Source organism: Halobellus sp. (genome assembly GCF_042218505.1).
Classification (GTDB): Archaea; Halobacteriota; Halobacteria; order Halobacteriales; family Haloferacaceae; genus Haloquadratum.
On the sequence record NZ_JBDGQZ010000018.1, the window covers coordinates 32,243 to 53,464 of the forward strand.

A 21,222-nucleotide genomic window follows, 5' to 3' on the forward strand; every position below is an offset into this window, starting at 1 on the left:
CCCCCGGAACACGATCAGCCGCTATAACGGTCGTCGTCGTCGGGACGCTGTTCGCGCGGGAACCACGCGAGTTCGTGATCGGCGGCGAGTTCGAGCCCGACGGGCCCCGAATCGGGGACGTTCTCGTCGTGGTTGTGCATACACTGGATCGACTCGCCGGTTTCGAGTTCGATTTCGTAGAGGAACGTCGGGCCGAGATACCGTCGTGTGACCACCTCGCCGCACACGTCGACCGGACCGTCCGGCGGGTGAACGCTCACGTCGTCGGGTCGGACCAGCAGGTCGATCTTGGTGTGGTCGTACTCGGGTGCAAGCCCGTGGATCTGTTCTCTCGGAACGGTCCCGAGGTCGGTCTGGACGCTGTCGCCGGAGACGTACCCCGGAATGAAACTCGCGTAGCCGAGGAACGCCGCGACGAAGCGGGATTTGGGGTGCTGGAAGACGACCTCAGGGTCGCCCACCTGTTCGATCTGCCCGTCGTTCATCACGGCGACGCGGTCTGAGATCGACAGCGCCTCTTCCTGATCGTGCGTGACTGACACTGCGGTCACGCCAGTCTTTTTAATGATTTGGCGGACCTCCTCACGCATCTCGACACGGAGGTCGACGTCGAGGTTCGAGAACGGTTCATCAAGCAGGAGGATGTCCGGTTCCGGCGCGAGCGATCGCGCGAGGGCCACGCGCTGCTGTTGGCCGCCGGAGAGCTGATCGGGGTAACTGTCGCCCTGGCCGGCGAGGTCGACCAGTTCGAGCAGTTCGTCGACTCGCGCTTCGACCTCGTCATCCGGGCGGTCTTTCAGCCCGAAGGCGACGTTCTCGCGAGCAGTGAGGTGCGGAAAGAGGGCGAACTCCTGGAAAACCACGCCGACGCCGCGCTCTTCGGGCGGAACGAAGGCGGATCCGGTAGCAGAGACGGACCGACCGTTCAGTCGCACAGCGCCTCCGTCGGGATGTTCGAGCCCCGCGATGACGCGAAGCGTCGTGGTCTTCCCGCAACCCGAGGGGCCGAGCAGCGTGAGGATCTCTCCTTCGGAAACCGACAGCGAGAGCCCTTCAACGACGGTTTCGGAGCCGTAGGACTTCTCGAGGCCGTCGAGTTCGAGTACCACGTCGTCGCTGTGGCCCGAGGTCCTCGTCGCGGCCACGTTCTCGTCGCCGACAGTCTCCGTGCCAGCCGGGACGCTGTCACCTCGACTCGTATCGACGCGACCGTCCGACTTCGATTCAACCGCAGCTTGTTTGCTATTTGACATCATATCCCTCCTGTCTGAGAATCACGAGCATCGAGAGTCCGGAGACGAATAGTAAGACCAGCGCCGGTATCGCTGCCTGTCCGAAGTACCCCGACTCATACGCTGTCCAAATGTGTGTGACCAACGTGGTAAAACCCGATGGTCGAAGAAGCAGCGTCGCGGGTAGTTCTTTCATCGTTGTCAGGAACACGAGCGCCGCACCCCCGAACAGGCCTGGAGCGACGAGCGGAAGGGTCACGTATCGGAACGCGCCCGCCGACGTCTGCCCGAGCGTTCGCGCGGCCTCGGGCAACGACGGATCCACCGAGAGAAACGACGCCCTGAGCGATCCGACCGACTGTGGCAGAAAGCGGATCACGTACGCGAAAACCAGGAGATACAGCGTCTGATAGACCGGGGTCGCGTACTGGCTCCCGAAGTAGACGAGCGCCAGGCCCAGAACGACGCCCGGGACCGCGTATCCCACGTAACTGATCCGCTCGAACGTCGCGGGGAGGACGCCGTCGTACTGCGCCGAGAGATACGCCACCGGCAGTCCTGCAACGACGGCGACGCCCGCGGCGGCGGCGGCAACGAGGACTGAATTGCTCACGTACGACCACTGGAACGCCAGCGACTGGTTCACTGACGCCGATGCGGTCCCGAGCCAGGAGACCAATATCGCGATGGGGACGACGAGCGCCAGTCCGGCGACCGCTGCAGCGAATCCCATCGCCGGATAGCGCCAGCGACCGAGCGAGACGGTCGCCCGCGAGCGACCGCCGGCGGTGGTCCGCTCCTCGCCGCGCACCCGCGCCTCCAGCCAGAGGATGAAGACCGTGACCGCGATGAGTTGCAGCGAGAGCAGGATCGCGGTGTCGCGTCCGAAGGTCCCGAACTCGACGAAGATTACGCGCGTGAACACGTCGTAGCGCATAATCGACGGGGTCCCGAAGTCCGCCAGAACGTACAGCCCCGAAAGGAGTGCACCGGCGGCGACCGCCGGACGGATCTGCGGAAGCGTCACCCGCCTGAACGTCTCCCAGCGGTCGTGTTCCAACGTCCGGGCGGCATCGATCAGGGTCGTGTCCATCGACTTCAGCGAGGCTCGCGCCGTGATGTAGACGTACGGATACGTGTACAGCGTGAGAATCAACACCGAGCCCTGCAGGCCGTAGATCTCGGGGATTTTCGCCACGCCGAGCGGCGCGAGCAGGCGCTGGAAGCCGCCCTGCGGACCGAACGCTGAGACGAAAGCGAACGCGCCGACGTAACTCGGGATCACCAGCGGTAGCGACACCACTACCGTCCAGAAGCGGCGGAACGGGATGTCGGTCCTGACGGTGAGGTACGCGAGCGGGACCCCGATCAGGACACACCCAGCAGTCGACAGCACCACGAGTGCCGCGCTGTTGACGAACACCTGCAGAGTCGTCGGGCGGGTGAGCAGGGCCAGTGATTCGGTGAACCCAACCGATAACCCGGTCCGGAACAGCCAGAGTACGGGCAACAACACGCCCGCGGCGACGGCGGCCGCGGCGACCGAGACGCCGAGCGGTGGGCTGGCGTCGTCGTCGGTATCGCCGTCGGCCGTGCGCTGGTGTTCGGTGGCCATTGTGTGTCGTCCGTGTGTCGAAAACTCAGAGGACGCCGGTCTCCCGCAGGAGATCGATCGTCGCCTCGAGATCCGACAGTTGCGAGAGATCTAAATTCTCGGGGGGATTCAACTCGTCGATTGTCGGGAGCCGGCCGATCGGTTCGACCTCGGGGACGAGCGGGTACTCGAACGTCGTCCGCGCGAAGTAGTCCTGGGCTTCCGCCGAGAGGAGATGCCGGACGAAGTTCGAGGCGAGAGTCGAGTCGGCGGCGGTGTCGAGGACACACGCCCCGGCTACGTTGAACACCGACCCAGCGTCGTTCTGCGTGAACGCCGTTCGGAGGGGCGCTGAGAGTCCCCGTCGTGCCAACACGCGCTGGATGTAGTAGTGGTTCGTCAAGCCGGCGGAGATTTCGCCGTCGGCGACGGCGCGAGCGACCTGGAACTCGTCGCCGTACTGGCTCGCACCGAGTTCCTGCATTCCGTTGAGCCACTGTCGGGTGGCCTCCTCACCTTCGAGAATCCGCATCGCGGTGATGAACGCCTGAAACGAGGAGTACGTCGGAGCCCACCCGAATCCATTCTCGAACGCCGACTGGTCGGGGAACGACAGTATGTCCGTCGGGATGTCCGATGCCGAGAGGGCGTTCGTGTTGTACGGGACCGAGCGAGCACGCCCGGAGGTACCGATCCACGCCCCGCTGTCTGCCCGGAAGTTCTCGGGGACGAACTCCAGAACGTCCTGCGGCAGCGACTGTGTTCGCCCACGGTCCTCCAGCGCGCCCAGCGCACCGGCGTTGACCGAGTAGAACACGTCTGCGGGGCTGTTCTGTCCTTCGGTTTCGAGTTGGCTCACCAGCTCGGCCGCATTGTTGTAGAGCGGCCGGATTGTGAGATCCGGATACCGATCCTCAATAAACGAGATGAGTTCGCCGACCAGGGCCTCTCCGCGTCCGGAATACAGCGTCAGCTCACCCGAGAGGTCGGGCATCTCCGACATCGGTACGCCCGAGACTTCCCGGTTGCCGAACGGTGATCGGCCTGACCCGATCTGCTCGGCCGTCTCCTCCCCGGACGTTTCTGTCGACGTCTCCGTCGCTGTACCGCTCGATCCCGGCGTATTACAGCCTGCTACGCCCACAATCCCCGCGGCCGCGGCGGCTTGGAGGAAGCGCCGCCGGTTCGTTCTGCCCGGGGCTCCAGATGATCCGTCCATACCTGATTTAGGCTCACCTAAAAGGTATATACCTTCCGGTCTCCTACGATCGACGCCCGGAAGATCGACAAAAATACTGACAGACATCGTGCGGTTGTGACCGCTCGCGTGTCGGCGCTGTCTCCGAATTTCGGTGCCGGTGGAGATGTCTGTGAGGTCGATCCCGAATTCGCCGACGATGGTGCGGTGTCCTCAGTCGTCCGCGACGGCGGGGTCCCGCCGTGACTGCACCGTCGCGTCCGCCAGTTGATCCAGGCAGTCGAGCCAGTCGAGCCAGTACGCTCCGCAGTGATTCAAGAACGCGCCGTTGATCCACTCCTCGAAGTCACCTCCGGCGAACGCGCGAGCCATCGCCTCGGCAGCGCCGCGCCAGGAATCGGTGTCGGTACCGACTCCGTCGACGACCTCCCAGACGTGTTCGTTGAGTTCCAGGCCCGGGACCTCGTTGTTGAGGTCGTCGAACGTCGGCCGCGGGGCCTTGTTGTGGGCACAGAGCGGGTAGCCGTTGATGATCTGCTTGTCAAGCAGGTCGGCTGCGCGTTTCAGGAACACGCCCGACCAGATGTCGTCGAACCGGCCGACGTCCCACTCGTTGTCGTCCATCGGGAGTTGGTAGAACGCCGGGATGATTTCACGCTCGAAGGCCAGGTTCATCGAACAGACGGTGAGATACTGTCCGGACTCGGCGACGAACTCGCCGTCGAAGTCCGCCTTCTCCGTCCGGGTCTGGGCCTGTCCCTGCAGGTCGCCGTCTATCAGGATCCGAACCGCGTCGAGATCCGGAACGTTCGTCCACAGTCCCTGCGAGGCCACTACGTCGGTCAGCGCCTGCCGCCCGGTTTCGACGATCTCGTCCATCGCCGAGTACGGGTAGCCGCGAGGATACAGGCCGTGTTCGTCGGCGTGCTGATAGAGGACGTTCACCCAGCGCTCGTCTGACTTGACGGACTCGACTTCGTCCGTCCGGTCGAGATTCGCCATATGACGGCCGAAGAAGTCCCACTCCTCGTGCGGGAGCGTATCGTCGTCGATGAACACCCCCCGCTCGAAGCGCGGATGTGCCCACATATACAGGAGCCCGAAACTGGTCTGCGCGTGAGAGGCGGCGGGGACGAGGTGGGCGAACTCGGAGACGTCGTTCGTCTCGAACCACGCTTCGCGACGCGAACCGTCGTAGACCGCGCCATCGACGCCCTCCGCTTCGAGCATCTGTTCCATCGCCTCGACGTCGCAGAAGTCCTCGGTCACGAGGAGGACAAACAGTCGGTCGAGATCGAACCCGTGGGACCGCGCGTTCTCGAAATACGCTCGCATACAGTCGTACTCGCGAATCGTCGGCACCACGACGCAGACATCCTGATCCATTACCTTCGTTTCTTTAGGCTGCCCTAAAAGATCTGTCGTTACGTCCTGCTAGGGGAACCGAGCGGTCGGCCGAAAGACAATGGTTGCCGCAGTCCGTATATTCGATGAGTGCCGAACCCGGCTTCAGATCCCTCGGCGTTGTGCTCGCGGTCCCGAGAGACGACGGTCCCGACGCTGCCGGCAGACACGACAGGGACGGTCGTCTGGCATCGCGATAACTTACGCATCGACGACCAGCCGGCAGTCACAGCGGCCGCTAAAGCCGACTGGCTGCTCCCGCTTTTCATCTTCGATCCGGCCTTCTACGGGTCGGACGGACTGGCGTGCGACGCCCGACTCCGCTTCCTCCACGAATCCCTCGACGATCTCGATCGGTGCTACCGCGAGCGGACCACTACGGGGCTCTCGTATGCAGTCGGGGATCCGACCGACGTGCTGGAACGGTTCCGCTCGGCCGGCTGGAAGGTCGTCGCCGCGGCGTCACCCTCGGGACGGTACGGCAACCGTCGAGACCGTCGTGCCCGCGCAGAACTCGACGTGCGGTTCGTCGGCGGCGACGGCATCGTCCGCCATACGGACCGAACGCGGCGGGAGTGGCAGGACCGCGTCGAAACCTGGTTCGGCGCCGACCAGTTCGAGTGGAATCCCGACTCGGTCCGGGTCGTCGAGTTTTCCACAGGGCTCGATCCCAAAGATGTCGAGCGTGCATACGGCGTCGTTCCGACCAAATCGCAGGTTCCACGGGGGGGAGTGCGACCGGCGCGGGCTCGACTTCGGTCGTTCGTCGACCAGATCGGCGACTATCCGGGAAACATCTCCTCGCCGGTCGACGCTCGCGAGGGCACCAGCGGCCTGTCGGCGTCTCTCGCGTTTGGCTGCCTCTCCGTTCGGCAGGTGTACCAGTACGTCGATGCTCACGCACCGGGCGGTCGTGGCGCCGAGATGTTCGTCTCCCGGCTCTATTGGAACAGACACTACGAGCAAAAACTGGCCGACTGGCCCGGGTGGACCGACAGCGCCGTCAACCCCGTCCTCCGAGGATTCAACGTCGACCGGCGAGATCCGGACCTGATCGACGCGTGGAAGCGCGGCCGCACCGGCTACCCGATGGTCGACGCTTCGATGCGGTGTCTCCGGCAGACCGGCTGGCTCAACTTCCGGATGCGAGCGCTCTGTGCCTCGTTTTACTTCCACGTGCTCCAGCAGCCCTGGCGTGTCGGTGCCGACTGGTACTACCACCACCTGATCGACGCCTCCGCGTCGATCAATTACACGCAGTGGCAGTCGCAGTGCGGACTGGTCGGCCGACCGACGCTTCGGCTGTACAACCCTCGTAAGCAGGTCCGAGACCAGGATCCGGATGGAGCGTTTGTCCACGAGTGGGTGCCCGAACTGGCTGCGCTCCCGAGCGAGTACCTCGACCGGCCCGAGCACACGCCGCTCTCCGTACAGGCGGACTGCGGCCTCAGGATCGGCGAGGACTACCCACGGCCAGTCGTCGACTACGACGAAGCCCGCGAGGAGTTCCGCGACCGCCTCGACGACGTTCGGGCCGAGGCTGCCGACGCGCTCGCCCGACCGGCAGTCGCGGACCGCGCGTCGCTCTCTGGCGGTCGGTCGGCGGCGCGATCAATCGCTCGGAATCACGGGACAGACGCAAAACAAGCCGCTTCAGAGAACGGAAACCAGGCTCGACTGGACGCGTTCGGCGAGTCCGAGTTCCGCCCGGAGTGAGTCGCCGCGCGGTGTCACTCGGTGATCGCATCGAGGAGGTGGACCGCCTCGTCCTTCGACAGCGGATCGTTGGCGTTGCCACAGTGCGGCGACTGCACGCAGGCGGGACACCCGTCTGCGCAGTCGCAGTCGGCGATCATCTCGCCAGTTCGCCTGAGCAGCGTCTCGACCTCCTCGTATCCGCTTTCGGTCAGGCCGACGCCACCGGGGTAGCCGTCGTAGATGAAGATCGTCGACTGCCCGGTATGTGGGTGATGCGGCGTCGACAGTCCGCCGATGTCGCCGCGATCACACAGAAACGACAGTGGAAACAGCGAGATCATTCCGTGCTCGGCCGCGTGAATGCCGCCGTTGAACCCGTACTCGCCGCCCATCTCCCGCATCTTCTGCTCCACGTCGCGTGGGACGGTGAAGTACAGCGCTCGCGTGTGTAACGTAGTCTCGGGGAGATCGAGCGACTCTCGACCGATCGTCTCGCCGCGCTTCGGGTCGCGCCGCTCGAATCCCGTGATCTGCTTTCGCATCGTCACCTCGGCGAACCGAACCTCGGTGTCTGGTCGGGCCGACAGCGACTTCGTCCGCTCGTCGGATTCGACGGTGATCGTCTTGTCGTGGAGGACCCGCGTGTAGTAGTCTGCCCAGGTTGGCTGCAACGTGGCGACGTCGCGGTCCAGATCCAGATTGATCACCTCGTAGGTCTGTCCCTGGTGATGGTAGATGGCACCCCCGTGCGCGTCGCGGAGCGCTTCCGAGAGTGAGAGCGACGCGATGATGTCGTTCGACCGCGAGTCCATCAGGTCGACCCCCCGCCGCTCGATCGTCCGCAGGCTCATCTCGTGCTGCGGGCTGCCGTCGCCGTCGTGAAGCCAGCGGAGTCCCCGATCCGTCTCGCGGCGGTCGAGTCGGCCGGCCGCGGTCAGTTCGCTCACCACCGGCGCGAACCGGGAGCCGAAGTGCGCGTCGTCGGCCGTTGTGAGCCAGTTTTCGGCCGCCGCCGACGCGACGTGATCCGGCAGCAACTCCTCGTTTTCGGGGTCGCAGACGGCGCGCTCGGGGACTCCCTCCCAGAACTCCGCCGGGTGTCTGAGCAGGTACTGATCCAGTTGGTCCTCGCCGCCGACGAGAATCACGAGGGCCTGGTCGTCGCCTCGGCCCGCGCGTCCCGCCTGCTGGAACGCCGACATGCGCGTTCCGGGATAGCCATCGATCAGGACGGCGTCGAGTTCGCCGACGTCGACGCCGAGTTCCAACGCGTTCGTCGACCAGACACCGCGGACTGTTCCTTCGTGAAGACCCGTCTCGATCTCCCGCCGTCTGTCGTTCGTGAGTGCCGCCTGGTAGGCAGTCACCGACGACGCTGCGTCGCGGTGACCCCGCTCGCGGAGATCCGAGGCGCTCTCCGTTGCGTATCGCTCGGCCGCCTGTCTCGCGCGGGTGAACGCGAGCGTCTGGAACCCCTCGGCGACGAGGTCAACAAAGAGGTTCTTCGTTTCGACGTGGCTCGACCGACGGCGGCCGCTCCCGCCGCTGGTTCCACCCGACGACGCCCCGCCGTCACCCGCCACGTTCCATCCATCGTCGTTATCGCTGTACTCCGGCGGGTTCCACAGCAGCCAGTGCTTCGGGCCGGTCGCGCTCGTGTCTTCGTCGACGAGACGGAACGTCGAGGCCTCCCGGCCCGTCACGCGGGCGGCGTGCTCGATCGGATTCCCGATCGTCGCAGAACAGCAGACGTACTGGGGGTCGCTTCCGAAGCGCTCGCAGAGTCGGTGCAGTCGGCGCAACACCAGCGCGACGTGGCTGCCGAACACGCCACGATAGCCGTGGACCTCGTCGATCACGACCGTTTCGAGCGACGAAAAGAACCACTCCCAGAGCCGGTGTGCGTGCGGCAACACCCCGTAATGGAGCATATCCGGATTCGAGAGCAGGACTGTCGGGCCACGGTCGCGGACGTCGCGCTTTTCGGACTTCGACTGCCGTCCGGTGTACTCCGCGACGGACACGCGACTTCCGAACCCAAGCCCGCGGGCCAGCGACGAGAGCGTCTCCGCCTGGTCGGCGATGAGGGCGTTCTGCGGGCCCAGATACAGCGTCCGGCCGCCGTGGTCCATCGCCCGTTCAAACGCCGGCACGGTGTAGGCAAGGCTCTTGCCGCTCGCAGTTGGCGTCGCGAGGACGACGTTGTCACCGTCTCGGACGGCCTCGATCGCCGCCGCTTGGTGGTTGTAGAGCCGGTCGATCCCCTCCTTCGAGAGCGCCGCCTCAAGTCGGGATTCCAGATCGAGATCGGCGTGTTTCGGCTCTCGCCCCTCGATGCGGCGGTGGTCGCGGATCTGGTCCACGTAGTAGCGACGGTTCTGGAGGTCGGCCACGAGTTCGTCGACCGTCGGGCGTTCGTCCACAATCAATGCGTACTCGGGCCGAGAGGAACCTGACCGTTACGGTCGGTGGGCCGTCGTCGTCGCGAGGAATTACCGTAGCGGAAGCGACGACGGTATCTCCGGAGACGATTACAGCTCCGTTAGGAGCAACCACGGCACTGCCGGGAGCGACGACGGCGCTGCCGGGGCCGTCTATCGCACCGCCCGGATGCGGCTTCGACCACCGGCATAGAGCCACAACCGCCAGCACGGTTTTGTCCGAGCAGTCACAAGATATGGTATGAAACAGTACGACGCCATTCTCATCTACGACGGCGAGTGCCCGTACTGCTCGATTGCAGCGCGGGCACTCGAACGGCTCGATGACGTGGGGGCGATCTCCTGGTATGATGATTCTGCCCAAGCGTTCCTGCAGGCCCAGTTCGAGGAGACGCCGTTTGCGATGTTCCTCGTCGATGGCCAGCGGCATCGCGTGTACGCCGGGCGCTCGGCGGCCAAAGAGTTGGCCGACCGCGCCGGCACGCCCGGCATCATCGGATCGTTGGTGCGTGACAACTACGACACAATCGCCAAGGCCGTCGGCGTCGCGAGCGGCCGCGGCCGCGACCCCGCTGACTACCACGACATCTATCCACTCGGTGAGAGCGCAGCAGACCTGTTCGATCGACTCGGCGCGAACGCCGAACGGCAGCCAGAAGCGTTGGCTTGACGATGGCGAGCGACGCCGACGGCCGTGCTGGACGCCTCGTCGAAATCGACCCGGCAAACGTCGCCAGCGAAGACGACAGCCTCGGAATCGGTGCCGGTTCGGCCCCGCCGGGAACGTACGTTCTCCTCCTCTCGCTCCCCGAGGCCACGACTCTCTCGGTCGGCGCGCTCGGGACGACCAGTCTCCCAGCAGGTGCGTACGCCTACGTCGGCAGCGCGTTCGGATCCAACGGCTTGGCTCGGGTCGATCGACACCGACGGGTCGCGGCGGGCGAACACGGCGTCACCCACTGGCACATCGACTACCTCGGCGGTCATCCGTCCACATCGCTCGTGGGAGTCGTCGCGGCACCACACGCGGCGGTCGAATGCCGACTCGCCTCCGCGCTGCGATCGAACGCGGATCGACTCGAACCGTCGCCTATCGGGGGATTCGGAGCCTCCGACTGTGACTGCCCGGCGCATCTCTTCACCGCCAGTGGGGTCGAAACGCTGGGCTCGGGAGTGGCGACGGAGTTCGAGCGTATCGTGGACGACGCAGCCGAATAGGAGGTCAAGGATCCCGCACCGGTCCGGGCAAGGCCGGTGCGGGGCCGACCGGGAATTCGCCCGAAAGACTAGCCGTTACCGATCTAGCTCCCGGTGAACTCACCAACTTGCCGGTTGTCAGAGGCACCCCGGCAATATACGTTTTGCTCTCTCTCTACTTATATTCACCTACCGTTATGCCATCCGGTTGGTGCTCGGGCGTCAGTCCTCGAGTAGCATACATAACTGCAACTCAAGAATCGTCACTCGAACATCCCGGTCGACATGTACCGCTCCCCACTGTCCCAGAACACGGTGAGTACCAACGGGAGATCGCCCGTAGCCTCTGCGTCTGGCCCTGTTGATCCCACGCTCTGGTCCTCGGATTCGATGATATATCCGGGATCGGGCTCTTTGGTCGGGGCGTTCGAGTCAGCGAGTCGTTCGGCGACGCGCTTGGCAGCGAGATTCGATGCGCCGGAGGACTGGCCGACGAGGATCCCCTCCCCGCGGGCCAGTCGTCGGCACTCTGCTTCGGCCTCGTCGATGGTTACCGTCTCGACGTCGTCGAGTAGATCCGTATCGAGATTCGGACTGACAAACCCCGGGCCCATCCCCTGAAAATCGTCGATTCCGGGTTCACCGCCCGAGAGGACGGCGTTGTCTGCGGGTTCGACCGCGACGACCTCCATCTCGGGGAACTCCTCGCGCAACCGACGGCTGATTCCGGTGACCGTGCCGCCCGTCCCGACGCCCGCAACCAGCGCATCGACCGTGCGATCGCCGATCTGATCGAGTATCTCCTCGGCCGTCGTCAGATAATGCGCCCGTGGATTCGCAGGGTTCTCGAACTGTCGCAACTGGATCATCCCCCCGGCTTCGAGTTCGTCGGCGCGGTCCTTGGCATCGGAGATGTCGCCGTCGACGAGTTCGATCTCTGCCCCGTAGGCCCGCATAATCTGTCTCCGTTCGGGGGACTTCGATCCGGGCATCACGACCGTGAGATCGTACCCTTTCGCGGCGGCGACGACCGCGAGTCCGATACCGGTGTTCCCACTCGTGGGTTCGACGAGCGCGTCACCGGGCGAAATCTCGCCGGCGCGCTCGGCGCGCTCAACCATCGCCAGCGCGGGCCGGTCCTTCGCCGACCCGCCGGGGTTCTTCGACTCGATCTTCGCGGCGACGGTCGCCCCCGTCGGCGAGTCGACCCGCACCAGCGGTGACCCGATCGTCTCCAACACGTTCGCGTCCATATCCACCCGTTCGTCGGAGGGGCACAAGACGATGACGACGGCGGCCACGGCGTACCGGTCTCGAAGTCAGCGTTTTCGAGGTGGGGTCTCCGGCCTCAAGCAGCGACCGAAGCGTAGCGAAGGGAGCGAGTAGGCCGGAGAGGAAACACATATGCTACGATACAACCGGCATACTGCGACCGGCCGATCCCCGAACGCATAACTACCGTCGGGCATTCCTGGGGTTGTTGCGGTGCGTCGAACCGCCGTCGTGTAGCTCGCCGGTTCCGACGAACCGCCGACCAATACCTGTACTGCGCGAACCGAACCGCCAACTACTGTCGGTCCGACACCTCCTACACCGAGTGCAACACCAACAAGCGACAGGTTCGTGACGCGCTCTACTCCGAACTTCGAGAGACGACGGACGTACGGGCACAACTCGTCCAAGCCGTAATCAAACGCGCCGTCGAAGCCCTCAAAGCGTGTGTCGGATGTTGGAAGAAGAGACAGCCCGTCTCTTGCCCTGCGTTCACCGCCGAAACGATGGACTACGACACGCGGAGCGCGACCGTCTATCGCAACAAGGTGTCTCTGGCAACTGTCGAGGGCCTGGCCGAACCGTCGTTCGTTCTCCCGTCCGACGGCCCGACGCCACACGAGCGGTACGTACTCTCCGAGGACTGCGAGTTCCGAGAGAGTACGCTTCGGTACGACGTGGCAACCGACGAGTTCTACCTCAATGTCTCAACGCGGCGGGTAGACGGCGTTGACGAGACGAACGTCTCGTCCGCACACCAGAACGCAGAGCCTTCTGGGGACGACGCAGAGGTTTCGGCAGATACCGGGCACCCCAACCAAACGGTCCTCGGTATCGACTCGGCGTCAACAGCCTCGTCGTCTCATCGACCGGCACGTTCTGGCAGGGGGACGACTACGACCACTGGTGTCGCGAGTTCGAGAAGCGACGTGGTGAGATGCACCAGCGCGGCGCTCAATCCGCGCACAACGCCCTGCTTCGACTCGGGAAGCGAGAAGAAGCATCGCGGAAACAGGACATCCACACAGTTACTAACGAACGTGTCGCGGAAGCCGTCGAACACGACTTCGATGTAATCGCGTTTGAGGGCTTGACAGATATTCGAGAGCGGCTATCGCGAGGTTTACACCCGCACCTGTCGTACTCGGGTGTATGGTTGAAACCGACGCAGACGCGGATGCCGGAACGCTCGACACGATGCAACCGAACCCCGCCTGGAGCGCGGACGCACGCGAGGATACCGTCGAAGCGCTGACCGAAGACGGGCTCGTCTTTCGCGTCTGGGGCGGTGACTGGTGTGACGACTGCCGGGGTCAACTCCCGGACTTTGGGGCCGCACTCGCCGCCGCCGACGTCCCCGAAGCGCGCGTCCACCACTACCCCGTCGAGAAGGAAGACGACGGGAGCAAAACCGGACCGCTCGTCGGGGAGTACGAAATCGAACTGATCCCGACGGTCGTCGTCGAGCGCGACGACGAAGAGATCGCTCGCTACGTAGAGGACGAGCAGCGGCCGATCGCGGCCTATCTCGCAGCGCGACTGTAACCCGAAGCGGGCGTCAGAGCCTCCATCTTTTTGTCCAAGGCTGTGCAAAATACACGTGATGGATCGTCCCGATCCAACCGGCGTCCTCCTCGATCACGCACAGGATAAGGTCGCCGTCCTCGAGGAAGACGGGACGTTCAGTTACGTTAGTGGTGCCGCGAAACAGATTCTCGGACTCGATCCCGAGGAACTCATCGGCAATAACGCTTTCGAGTACATCCATCCCGACGACCGCGGGAACGTTGTGAGGGCCTTCGAGCGGACCATCCGAGCCGAGACTTTCGACGAAGTCTCCGTTGAGTACAGACACCGATCCGCCAACGGTGACTGGGTCTGGCTGGAGAGTCGGATGTCGAATCTCACCGACTCCGTGCTCGGCGGCTTCGTCGTGAGTTCACGGGACATCTCCGATCGGATGCAGGCCGAGCGAGAGCGTCAGGCCACCGCAGACCGATTAGAGGAAATCGCTGCTGCCTCGGGTGACGTTCTGTGGATGTTCGACGCCGACTGGTCGGAGGTCCTCTTCGTCAATCCCGCATACGAGGAGTTGTACGGGCGTTCCGTCGAGGAACTCCGCGGCGATCCGACGACTTTTCTAGAGACGATCCATCCCGAGGACCTGCCGCAGGTCAAAGACGCGATGAAGTGTCTCAGTTCGGGGACCTCAGTCGATATCGAGTACCGAGTCAACGAGGCGGAGGACTACGACCGCTGGGTGTGGGTGCAGGCCGAACCGATCGTCGAAGATGGCGAAGTACGACGGATCACCGGGTTCACCCGCGACATCACAGACCGGCGCCGCCGGGAACGCCAGTTGTACGTGATGGACAATCTACTGCGACACAATCTGCGAAACGATCTCAACGTCATTATGGGTACGGCGACAGTCATCGAGGACGACCTCCCGGACGCCGCAGATCAGACTGCCGTGATCCGACAGACCGGCGAGGACCTGCTCGAGAGCGCCGAGAAAGGACGAGAGATCATCGATATGGTCACCAAGCGCGCGGCCCCGGAGCGACTCGACCTCCGGGACGTCGTCGAAGACGGACTCAACGACATTCGTCGCCGGTTCGAGGTCCCGAACCTCGAATTCGTGAGGCAGGAATCTTGTCCCGTCCACGTCCGACCCGAACTCAGACTTGGCGTGATCGAACTCGTCGAGAACGCGATCAAACACGCCGAAGCGGACTCGCCAGTGGTGCGGGTTTCGTCACGCTGTTGGAACGACCACGCCGAATTCACCGTCGAGGACGAAGGGAACCCGATTCCACGGATCGAGGCGGACGTCCTCGAGGGCAACCACGAGATGAGCGACGTCTATCACAGCAGCGGCCTCGGTTTCTGGCTGGTCTACTGGGCCGTCGAACTCTCGGGTGGGCGGGTGACCGTTAACTCCGGAAACAGTGGTAATCGCATCACCGTCCGATTGCCGCTCGCCCGATAAGTGAGGCGTTGCGGTTAGTTCGAGTTGCACCCGTTCGCGTCGGCGAGCAGACTCACTCGACCTCCGTCTCTTCGCTGAACCACGTAAGCGCCCCCGAAAGCGAGTGCGACGGGGGCGAGCAGACACGACCCTCACACAGGTACACCGTGGGCTCGCCGTCCCGTTCGGTTCGGCCGCGCCAGATCGGTGGCACCACCTCGAAGTCGAGCGCCGTCAGCCAGTCGTCTATGTCGTCGTCGGTCGCGGGTCGCGGCGCGACGACCGCGCCCGGGAGATACGTCGACGCCAGCGACGTCCGAACCGACTCCGGAAGTCCGACCGCGCTTCCGTCTGTCGTTGTCAGTCCATCGGCCGCGACGACGACTTCCGTCCCGCCACGTGCCCGCGACGCCGCGGCGAGTGCGAGCGAAACGTGTTCGAGGGGTCGCCCGCGAATCGTGTCTGCGTGCGTGTCGATGACCGTTCCGGCCACCCGCGCGAACGCCGCTTCCGGCACGAACGGGTCCAGCTGAAGCAGCACCGACGCCGCCACGCCGGCGCTCGACGGCGTCGATTGATCCATCAGTTCCTGGGGCCGCGCCACGAGCGACTCCCCGTCCGCGGGCGTGAGATACACTGTTCCCGCATCGGCGTCGTAGAACTTGGAGACGATTCCCTCGGCCAACTCGACGGCGAACGCGAGGTGTTCGACGTCGCCCGTCACCTGATAGAGTTCGAACGCGCCGCGGGTGAGGAACGCGTAGTCGTCGAGGTACCCGTCGCCCTGCACGTCGCCATCCGTATATCGTCTGGCGAGGCGTTGCTCCGTATCGTCCCAGAGGTGCCGCCGGACGAACGAGAGCGCGCCCGCCGCGAGTTCGACGTACTCGTCGTCGCCGAGGACGAGGCCGCCCCGGGCGAGACTCCCGATCGCCAGACCGTTCCAGGACGCCAGGATCTTTTCATCGCGCGCCGGTCGAACGCGTTCGGCGCGCGCCGCGAACAGCGCCTCCCGAGCGTCTTCGAGGCGGTCAGCGATTTCCGACTCCGGACAGTCGTACGCTTCAGCGAGGTCGGGGATCGAGGTGTCAATCGTGAGGACGGTGTCGCCCTCAAAGTTGCCCGCGTCTGTCACCCCGAAGCGGTCCAGTGCGATCTCTGTCGTCCGCTCGTCGTCGATTGCGCTCGCGACCGTCTCGGGCGTCCAGACGTAGAACGTCCCCTCTTCACCCTCACTGCGGGCGTCGAGCGTGCTGTAGAAGCCGCCGTCATCGTGGCGGAACTCCCGCTTCAGGAACGCGAAGGTCTCCCGAGCGATGGTCGCGTATCGGTCGCGCCCGGTCAGTTGGTACGCCGACAGGTACACTCGCGGGAGTTCGGCGTTGTCGTAGAGCATCTTCTCGAAGTGTGGGACCGTCCACTCCCGGTCGGTGGCGTAGCGGTGGAAGCCGCCGCCGACCTGGTCGTACATCCCACCGGCGGCCATCGCGTCGAGCGTCCGGGTCGCGGCCGTTCGCGCGTCGTCGGTACCCGAGGCCGCGTACGAGCGGAGAAGCGCTTCGATGCGGCCCGGTTGCGGGAACTTCGGACCGCCGGAGCCGAACCCACCGTACTCCCGGTCGGTGGCTCTGAGCGCCGATTTCGCGACGCTGCCCAGGATCGCTGTCCCGAACTGCTCCTCGTCAGTGGCGTCGGCTTCGGGGCCTGCTCTCTGCCCGACATCGACCTCTCGGGCTTCGCCGCCAGACCGGGACGCTGTTGTGCCCTCCGGAGTCGCATCCGGCGTCGTCTCCAACTGGTCCCGGATCGCGGCGGTCCACTGTGACGCACGGTTCTGGATCTCTCCCCGGTCGGTCTCCCAGGCGGTCGCGAACGACTCACAGACGTCCAGAAACCCTGGGACGTTCCCGCGCTGCGGATCCTCTCGTTTCGGGAAGTAGGTCCCGACGTAGAACGGGTCGCCGTCGGGCGTGAGCCACACCGAAAGCGGCCACCCGCCGCCGCCGGTGACGCGCTGGCAGATCGTCTGATAGATCCGATCGAGATCCGGCCGCTCCTCGCGGTCGACTTTGATCGGAACGAATGATTCGTTGAGCACCGCAGCGACTTCCTCGTCTTCGAAACTCTCCTCGGCCATCACGTGACACCAGTGGCACGCTGAGTAGCCGACAGAGAGGAAGATCGGGCGGTCGGCCGCTTCGGCGGCCTGCAGCGCCGGGTCGTCCCACGGTTGCCAGTTCACGGGGTTGTCCGCGTGTTGGTGGAGGTACGGGCTTCCCTCCTCGCTGAGGCGGTTCCGGGAGAGCGGATCGTCCATAGCCAATATACGACCGTGCGGGGGAAAAGCGGTGCGACAGCACCATCCGCGAGAGAGCCCGTGTGACAGCCACAAACGTGTATAGACGAGAACGCAAAAAGAGCAACCTTTACACTCTCGTGTGCAGGTCCTCCGGATATGTCTAACTCGGAGACGGTCCTGCTCGTCGGCGGCGGCGGACGCGAGCACGCCATCGCTCGTTCGTTGACAGCCGATCTGTCCTGCGACTTGTACGCCTGTGCTAGCAACCGGAATCCCGGAATCGCGGCGCTCGCTGAGGGATTCGAGACGCTCAGCGAAACCGACGCCTCGGCAATCGTCGAGTACGCCGAGCGAGTCGGCGCGACGCTCGCGATCATCGGCCCAGAGTCGGCGCTGCAGGCGGGCGTCGCCGACGCACTGGACGCCGCCGGCGTCTACACGTTCGGCCCCGGCGCGGAGGCCGCACGCATCGAGACCGACAAGGCGTTCCAGCGGGAGTTTATGCAGACCGAAGACATCCCCGGGTGTCCCGACTTCGCCGTGTTCGAGGAGGTGGACGCCGCCTGCGAGTATATCGACGAGTGCGACGGTGACCTCGCGGTCAAGCCCGCGGGACTCACCGGCGGCAAGGGCGTCAAAGTCATCGGAGACCAGGTCAGCAGCGAGCAGGCGAAAGCGTACCTTCGGGAGCACGACTACGACCGGGTGGTCCTCGAGGAGCGCCTTGTCGGCGAGGAGTTCACCGTCCAGGCGTTCGTCGCGAACGGCGAACTCCGGACGACGCCCGCCGTGCAGGACCACAAGCGGGCTTACGAGGGCGACGAGGGACCCAACACCGGCGGGATGGGCAGTTATAGCGATGCGACGCCCGAACTGCCGTTTATGAGCGCCCCGGAGTACGAGGCCGCAGTCGACATCCTAGAGGCGACAGTCGATGCGCTTCCCGACTACAAAGGGATCCTCTACGGCCAGTTTATGCTCGGAGCAGACGGCCCGCGGGTAGTCGAGTTCAACGCCCGCTTCGGCGATCCCGAAGCGATAAATACGCTCCCCGTTCTGGAGACGTCGTTCCTCGACGTGCTGACTGCCGCTCGTGACGACGAACCGCTCCCGGAACTGGACTTCGACTCCGCTGCGACCGTCTGCAAGTACGCCGTCCCCGACGGCTACCCGACCGACCCCGACAGCGGGGTACGGATTGCCGTCGACGAGGAGAGCGTGGGACACGCACTGCTGTTCTACGCCAGCGTCGATGCGCGCGAGGACGGACTCTACACGACGACTTCCCGTTCGTTCGCCGTCGTCGGCGTCGCCGACACCATCGAGGTAGCCGAACAGCAGGTAGAAGACGCTCTCGCGGCCGCCGGCGACGGACTTCGAATCCGTCACGACGTCGGCAAACCCGACCTCATCCAGCAGCGCGTCGATCATATGCGCGAACTCCGCAGCGAGTAGAGCCACCTGACTCTTGATGGGTACAAGAGCGAATCTCGGCCGTTCGAAGCCCGAGGCCGACGAGCGAACCTTTTCTACGGTCCACACTAAGGAGAGGCCGTGAGCGAGGATCCAGACGACGGCGACGAACCCGACGACGGCGGCAGTGCCGGGACAGAACGGAGACACGACCGACTGGGCCGTCACCCGACCCCGGGCGTGCGGAACTCGCTGTGGCACTGGACCGACGCGAAACCGGTCACGCGGGTCGCGCTCAATTACGTCCTCGTGTTGATCGCCCGCGTCGTTCCCTCGCTCCGTCTCAGGAACTGGGCGCTGCGCCGACTCGGTGTGACCCTCGGAACGGGCGTTTCGTGGGGACTCGAAGCGACACCGGATGTCTTCTGGCCCGAACTCATCACGCTCGGCGACCACGCCGTCGTCGGCTACGACTCGGTGCTCCTGTGTCACGAGTTCCTGCAGGACGAGTACCGGACGGGGGAAGTCGCGGTCGGTGAGCGCGCGATGATCGGCGCGAAGGCCGTGATCCTCCCCGGTGTCCGGATCGGTGAGAACGCCCAGGTGGCCGCCAACTCACTGGTCACCCGTGACGTCCCGCCTGGCACGACCGTCGCTGGCATTCCCGCGGAACCGGTGGATAGAGACGGGAACACAGCGGACGGTGGCACGTCCGAAGCGAGAGCAGAGTCTGTGAACGAGGTGGGAGTAGACGCCGCGTCCGACGAAGGTGACGAAACAGCAGACTAATCGCGGATCCGTACGACGCCCTCGTCGAAAACCGTGCTGTTAGGAATGATGAACTCCTCGCCGTCGTTCTCGATGTGCGTCACGAAGAGGTTCACTTCTTGAACGATCCCGCGCTTGCCGTCGATTTTGACCTCGTCACCGATGACGTACGGCTGATCAAGCAGGAGATACGAACCGGCCGCCCCCGACTTCAGCAGGTCGGAGAACGCGAACGCGAAGAGAAACACCAGTGCGAACAGGTACGCGCCCAACAGGACAACGAGCGAGAGCGTCGCCACACCCAGTTGCGAGAGCGCGACGAGCACCGCGATGAAGAACACGGTGAACTTGGCGACCCGGGGGAAGACGCCGATCTGCGGAATCTTGACTCCAGTGAGGCGTTCGTTAATCAACAGATCGACCTTATCGCCGACGACGACGCCGACGATGAGAATGACGAGTGCGAGAAACAGTTGCGGGAGGAACTGGACGGCACGGGCCCAGAAGGAAAACGCGATAGACACATTGGCGACGGACAGAACCAACAGAACGGCGATTGCCAGCACGAACACGCGAACCAGCGATCCCAAGACTTCGACGGTCGAGGTGTCGAAGTCCCGCGCTGTCCGCTCGAAGGCGGTCCCTTCGATCGCCTCGGGCACGCCGAGACGGACGAGCAGGCGGGTCGTCAACGTCCCGAGCACCAGGGCGACCGCGAGTCCGACGAGACCCACCACGAGCGCCACCCAGACGGCCCGGGGAACCGCCTTGAGCACTTCTTGCAAGGGATTCGTCCAGATCTGGAGCAACCCGGTCGGATCGAGGCCGAGGCTCTCGGAGGCCTGAACGCTGTTAGACGGCGTCATCAGTACTCCTCCGGATCGATCTCCAGAATTATTTGCCCACCCTTGAACGCTCTGACGAGGCCGTCAGACTCAGAGAGGACGACCGCCGTCGCGTTGGTGTCACGGGTGATTGCCGCGCCGGACATATGACGCGCACCGAGGCCCTTGGGGATGTCAACGCCCTCAGCGGCCGGTTCGAGGTATCGATAGGCGCTGACGATCTTTCCGGCGTCTGAGATGACGAACGCGCCGTCGAGCCGGGAGAACTCTTTGAGCATTACGTTCACGATGGGGTCGCCGACGTGGACGTGCGACTTCTCGAAGGGGTTGTAACTGAGCGGCCGGGACTTGTTCATCACCTTCCCCGCGTCGCCGACGACGAAGAGCGCGCCCACAGGCTTGCCCTTCTGACCCTTTTTACCGAGTTCGATCGCCACCTCGAGCACGTCGCGGATGACACCCGGGTCGGCACGGGAGTTCGCAAAGAGGTCGTAGATCCCCGATCGCATCGACTCCTCGATGCGGACCCGAACGACTCCGTCGGGGTCGCCGTCGAAGATTCGCACGCTGCACGCTACGATGTCACCCTCTTCGACGAGGTCCTGTTCGAGCGCGCCTTCGATCCCGAATCGGATCCGGTCGCGGACGGTGGTGAACTCGAGCGGTAACTCGACGTACGTGTCCGCGTCGACCGCGTTCTCGGGCGCAACAACGACGAGGTCGACGTCCAGATCGGCGTTAGCGAACCGTTCGTAGTGGGAACTGCTCGGCGAGAACAGGAACACGCCCTCGACGTCCGACACGACATCTTCCAGGAGGTCCGATAACGCCGCCATTAGCGTTGGTAGACGGGAGACGCTTATAAAGCGTTGTGGGACAGTATCGCATCT

General features: G+C 64.5%; 16 protein-coding genes and 1 pseudogene. 8 read left to right on the plus strand and 9 right to left on the minus strand.

Going from position 1 to position 21,222, the window contains the following annotated elements:
* Positions 1-14: 14 nt before the first annotated feature.
* The 4 genes from ABEI27_RS05850 to ABEI27_RS05865 all read right to left on the minus strand — a co-directional run bounded on the left by ABEI27_RS05850 (position 15) and on the right by ABEI27_RS05865 (position 5,410).
* On the minus strand, positions 15-1,253 hold the full coding sequence (locus ABEI27_RS05850) for an ABC transporter ATP-binding protein (protein WP_375798472.1): 1,239 nt from the start codon (positions 1,251-1,253) through the stop codon (positions 15-17).
* Positions 1,243-2,847, minus strand: a complete 1,605-nt coding sequence (locus ABEI27_RS05855) for an ABC transporter permease (protein WP_375798473.1) — start codon at positions 2,845-2,847, stop codon at positions 1,243-1,245. Before ABEI27_RS05855 ends, ABEI27_RS05850 begins: the two co-directional genes overlap by 11 nt.
* A gap of 25 nt (positions 2,848-2,872) precedes the next feature.
* Positions 2,873-4,045, minus strand: a complete 1,173-nt coding sequence (locus tag ABEI27_RS05860; RefSeq protein ID WP_375798474.1) for an extracellular solute-binding protein — start codon at positions 4,043-4,045, stop codon at positions 2,873-2,875.
* Between the two features lie 192 nt (positions 4,046-4,237).
* Positions 4,238-5,410, minus strand: coding sequence for an alpha-1 4-glucan-protein synthase (locus ABEI27_RS05865; RefSeq protein ID WP_375798475.1), 1,173 nt, complete (start codon positions 5,408-5,410; stop codon positions 4,238-4,240).
* Positions 5,411-5,518: 108 nt separating this feature from the next.
* Between ABEI27_RS05865 and ABEI27_RS05870 the strand changes: the two genes are divergently transcribed.
* A complete protein-coding gene (locus ABEI27_RS05870; RefSeq protein ID WP_375798476.1) occupies positions 5,519-7,144 on the plus strand; it encodes an FAD-binding domain-containing protein in 1,626 nt (541 codons plus the stop codon).
* Positions 7,145-7,158: 14 nt separating this feature from the next.
* Here the strand turns inward: ABEI27_RS05870 and ABEI27_RS05875 are convergent, their stop codons facing one another.
* Positions 7,159-9,549: a DEAD/DEAH box helicase gene (locus tag ABEI27_RS05875; protein ID WP_375798477.1), complete on the minus strand. Its 2,391-nt coding sequence runs from the start codon at positions 9,547-9,549 to the stop codon at positions 7,159-7,161.
* Positions 9,550-9,808: 259 nt separating this feature from the next.
* On the opposite strand from ABEI27_RS05875, the gene ABEI27_RS05880 reads away from it, so the two are divergent.
* Together ABEI27_RS05880 and ABEI27_RS05885 are read left to right on the plus strand one after the other, a co-directional pair.
* Positions 9,809-10,237: a DCC1-like thiol-disulfide oxidoreductase family protein gene (locus ABEI27_RS05880; protein WP_375798478.1), complete on the plus strand. Its 429-nt coding sequence runs from the start codon at positions 9,809-9,811 to the stop codon at positions 10,235-10,237.
* Between the two features lie 2 nt (positions 10,238-10,239).
* Positions 10,240-10,785, plus strand: coding sequence for a DUF123 domain-containing protein (locus ABEI27_RS05885; protein WP_375798479.1), 546 nt, complete (start codon positions 10,240-10,242; stop codon positions 10,783-10,785).
* Between the two features lie 242 nt (positions 10,786-11,027).
* On the opposite strand, the gene ABEI27_RS05890 is transcribed toward ABEI27_RS05885, so the two are convergent.
* Positions 11,028-12,017, minus strand: a complete 990-nt coding sequence (locus tag ABEI27_RS05890) for a PLP-dependent cysteine synthase family protein (protein ID WP_375798480.1) — start codon at positions 12,015-12,017, stop codon at positions 11,028-11,030.
* A gap of 288 nt (positions 12,018-12,305) precedes the next feature.
* Here ABEI27_RS05890 and ABEI27_RS05895 point away from each other — a divergent pair.
* The 3 genes and pseudogenes from ABEI27_RS05895 to ABEI27_RS05905 all read left to right on the plus strand — a co-directional run.
* Positions 12,306-13,192 (plus strand): annotated as a pseudogene (locus ABEI27_RS05895) (RNA-guided endonuclease TnpB family protein); the annotation flags it as partial.
* Positions 13,189-13,581, plus strand: a complete 393-nt coding sequence (locus ABEI27_RS05900) for a thioredoxin family protein (RefSeq protein WP_375798481.1) — start codon at positions 13,189-13,191, stop codon at positions 13,579-13,581. The pseudogene ABEI27_RS05895 and the gene ABEI27_RS05900, both read left to right, overlap by 4 nt.
* Positions 13,582-13,639: 58 nt before the next feature.
* On the plus strand, positions 13,640-15,028 hold the full coding sequence (locus tag ABEI27_RS05905) for a PAS domain S-box protein (RefSeq protein ID WP_375798482.1): 1,389 nt from the start codon (positions 13,640-13,642) through the stop codon (positions 15,026-15,028).
* A 52-nt stretch (positions 15,029-15,080) separates the two neighbouring features.
* Here ABEI27_RS05905 and ABEI27_RS05910 read toward each other — a convergent pair whose 3' ends face one another.
* Entirely contained in the window at positions 15,081-17,324 is a 2,244-nt protein-coding gene (locus tag ABEI27_RS05910) for a thioredoxin domain-containing protein (protein ID WP_375798483.1), read from the minus strand.
* 138 nt (positions 17,325-17,462) lie between these two features.
* On the opposite strand from ABEI27_RS05910, the gene purD reads away from it, so the two are divergent.
* Complete coding sequence (gene purD / locus ABEI27_RS05915; RefSeq protein ID WP_375798484.1) at positions 17,463-18,761, plus strand: phosphoribosylamine--glycine ligase; 1,299 nt, start codon at positions 17,463-17,465, stop codon at positions 18,759-18,761.
* 99 nt (positions 18,762-18,860) lie between these two features.
* Positions 18,861-19,508: an acyltransferase gene (locus tag ABEI27_RS05920; RefSeq protein ID WP_375798485.1), complete on the plus strand. Its 648-nt coding sequence runs from the start codon at positions 18,861-18,863 to the stop codon at positions 19,506-19,508.
* Here the strand turns inward: ABEI27_RS05920 and ABEI27_RS05925 are convergent.
* Both ABEI27_RS05925 and dacZ read right to left on the minus strand, forming a co-directional pair.
* A complete protein-coding gene (locus ABEI27_RS05925) occupies positions 19,505-20,353 on the minus strand; it encodes a mechanosensitive ion channel family protein (RefSeq protein ID WP_375798486.1) in 849 nt (282 codons plus the stop codon). The two genes, ABEI27_RS05920 and ABEI27_RS05925, sit on opposite strands and share 4 nt — an antisense overlap.
* The gene (gene dacZ, locus ABEI27_RS05930) at positions 20,353-21,168 is read right to left on the minus strand and encodes a diadenylate cyclase (protein WP_375798487.1); all 816 of its coding nucleotides are present in this window, start codon (positions 21,166-21,168) and stop codon (positions 20,353-20,355) included. Before dacZ ends, ABEI27_RS05925 begins: the two co-directional genes overlap by 1 nt.
* Positions 21,169-21,222 lie beyond the last annotated feature (54 nt).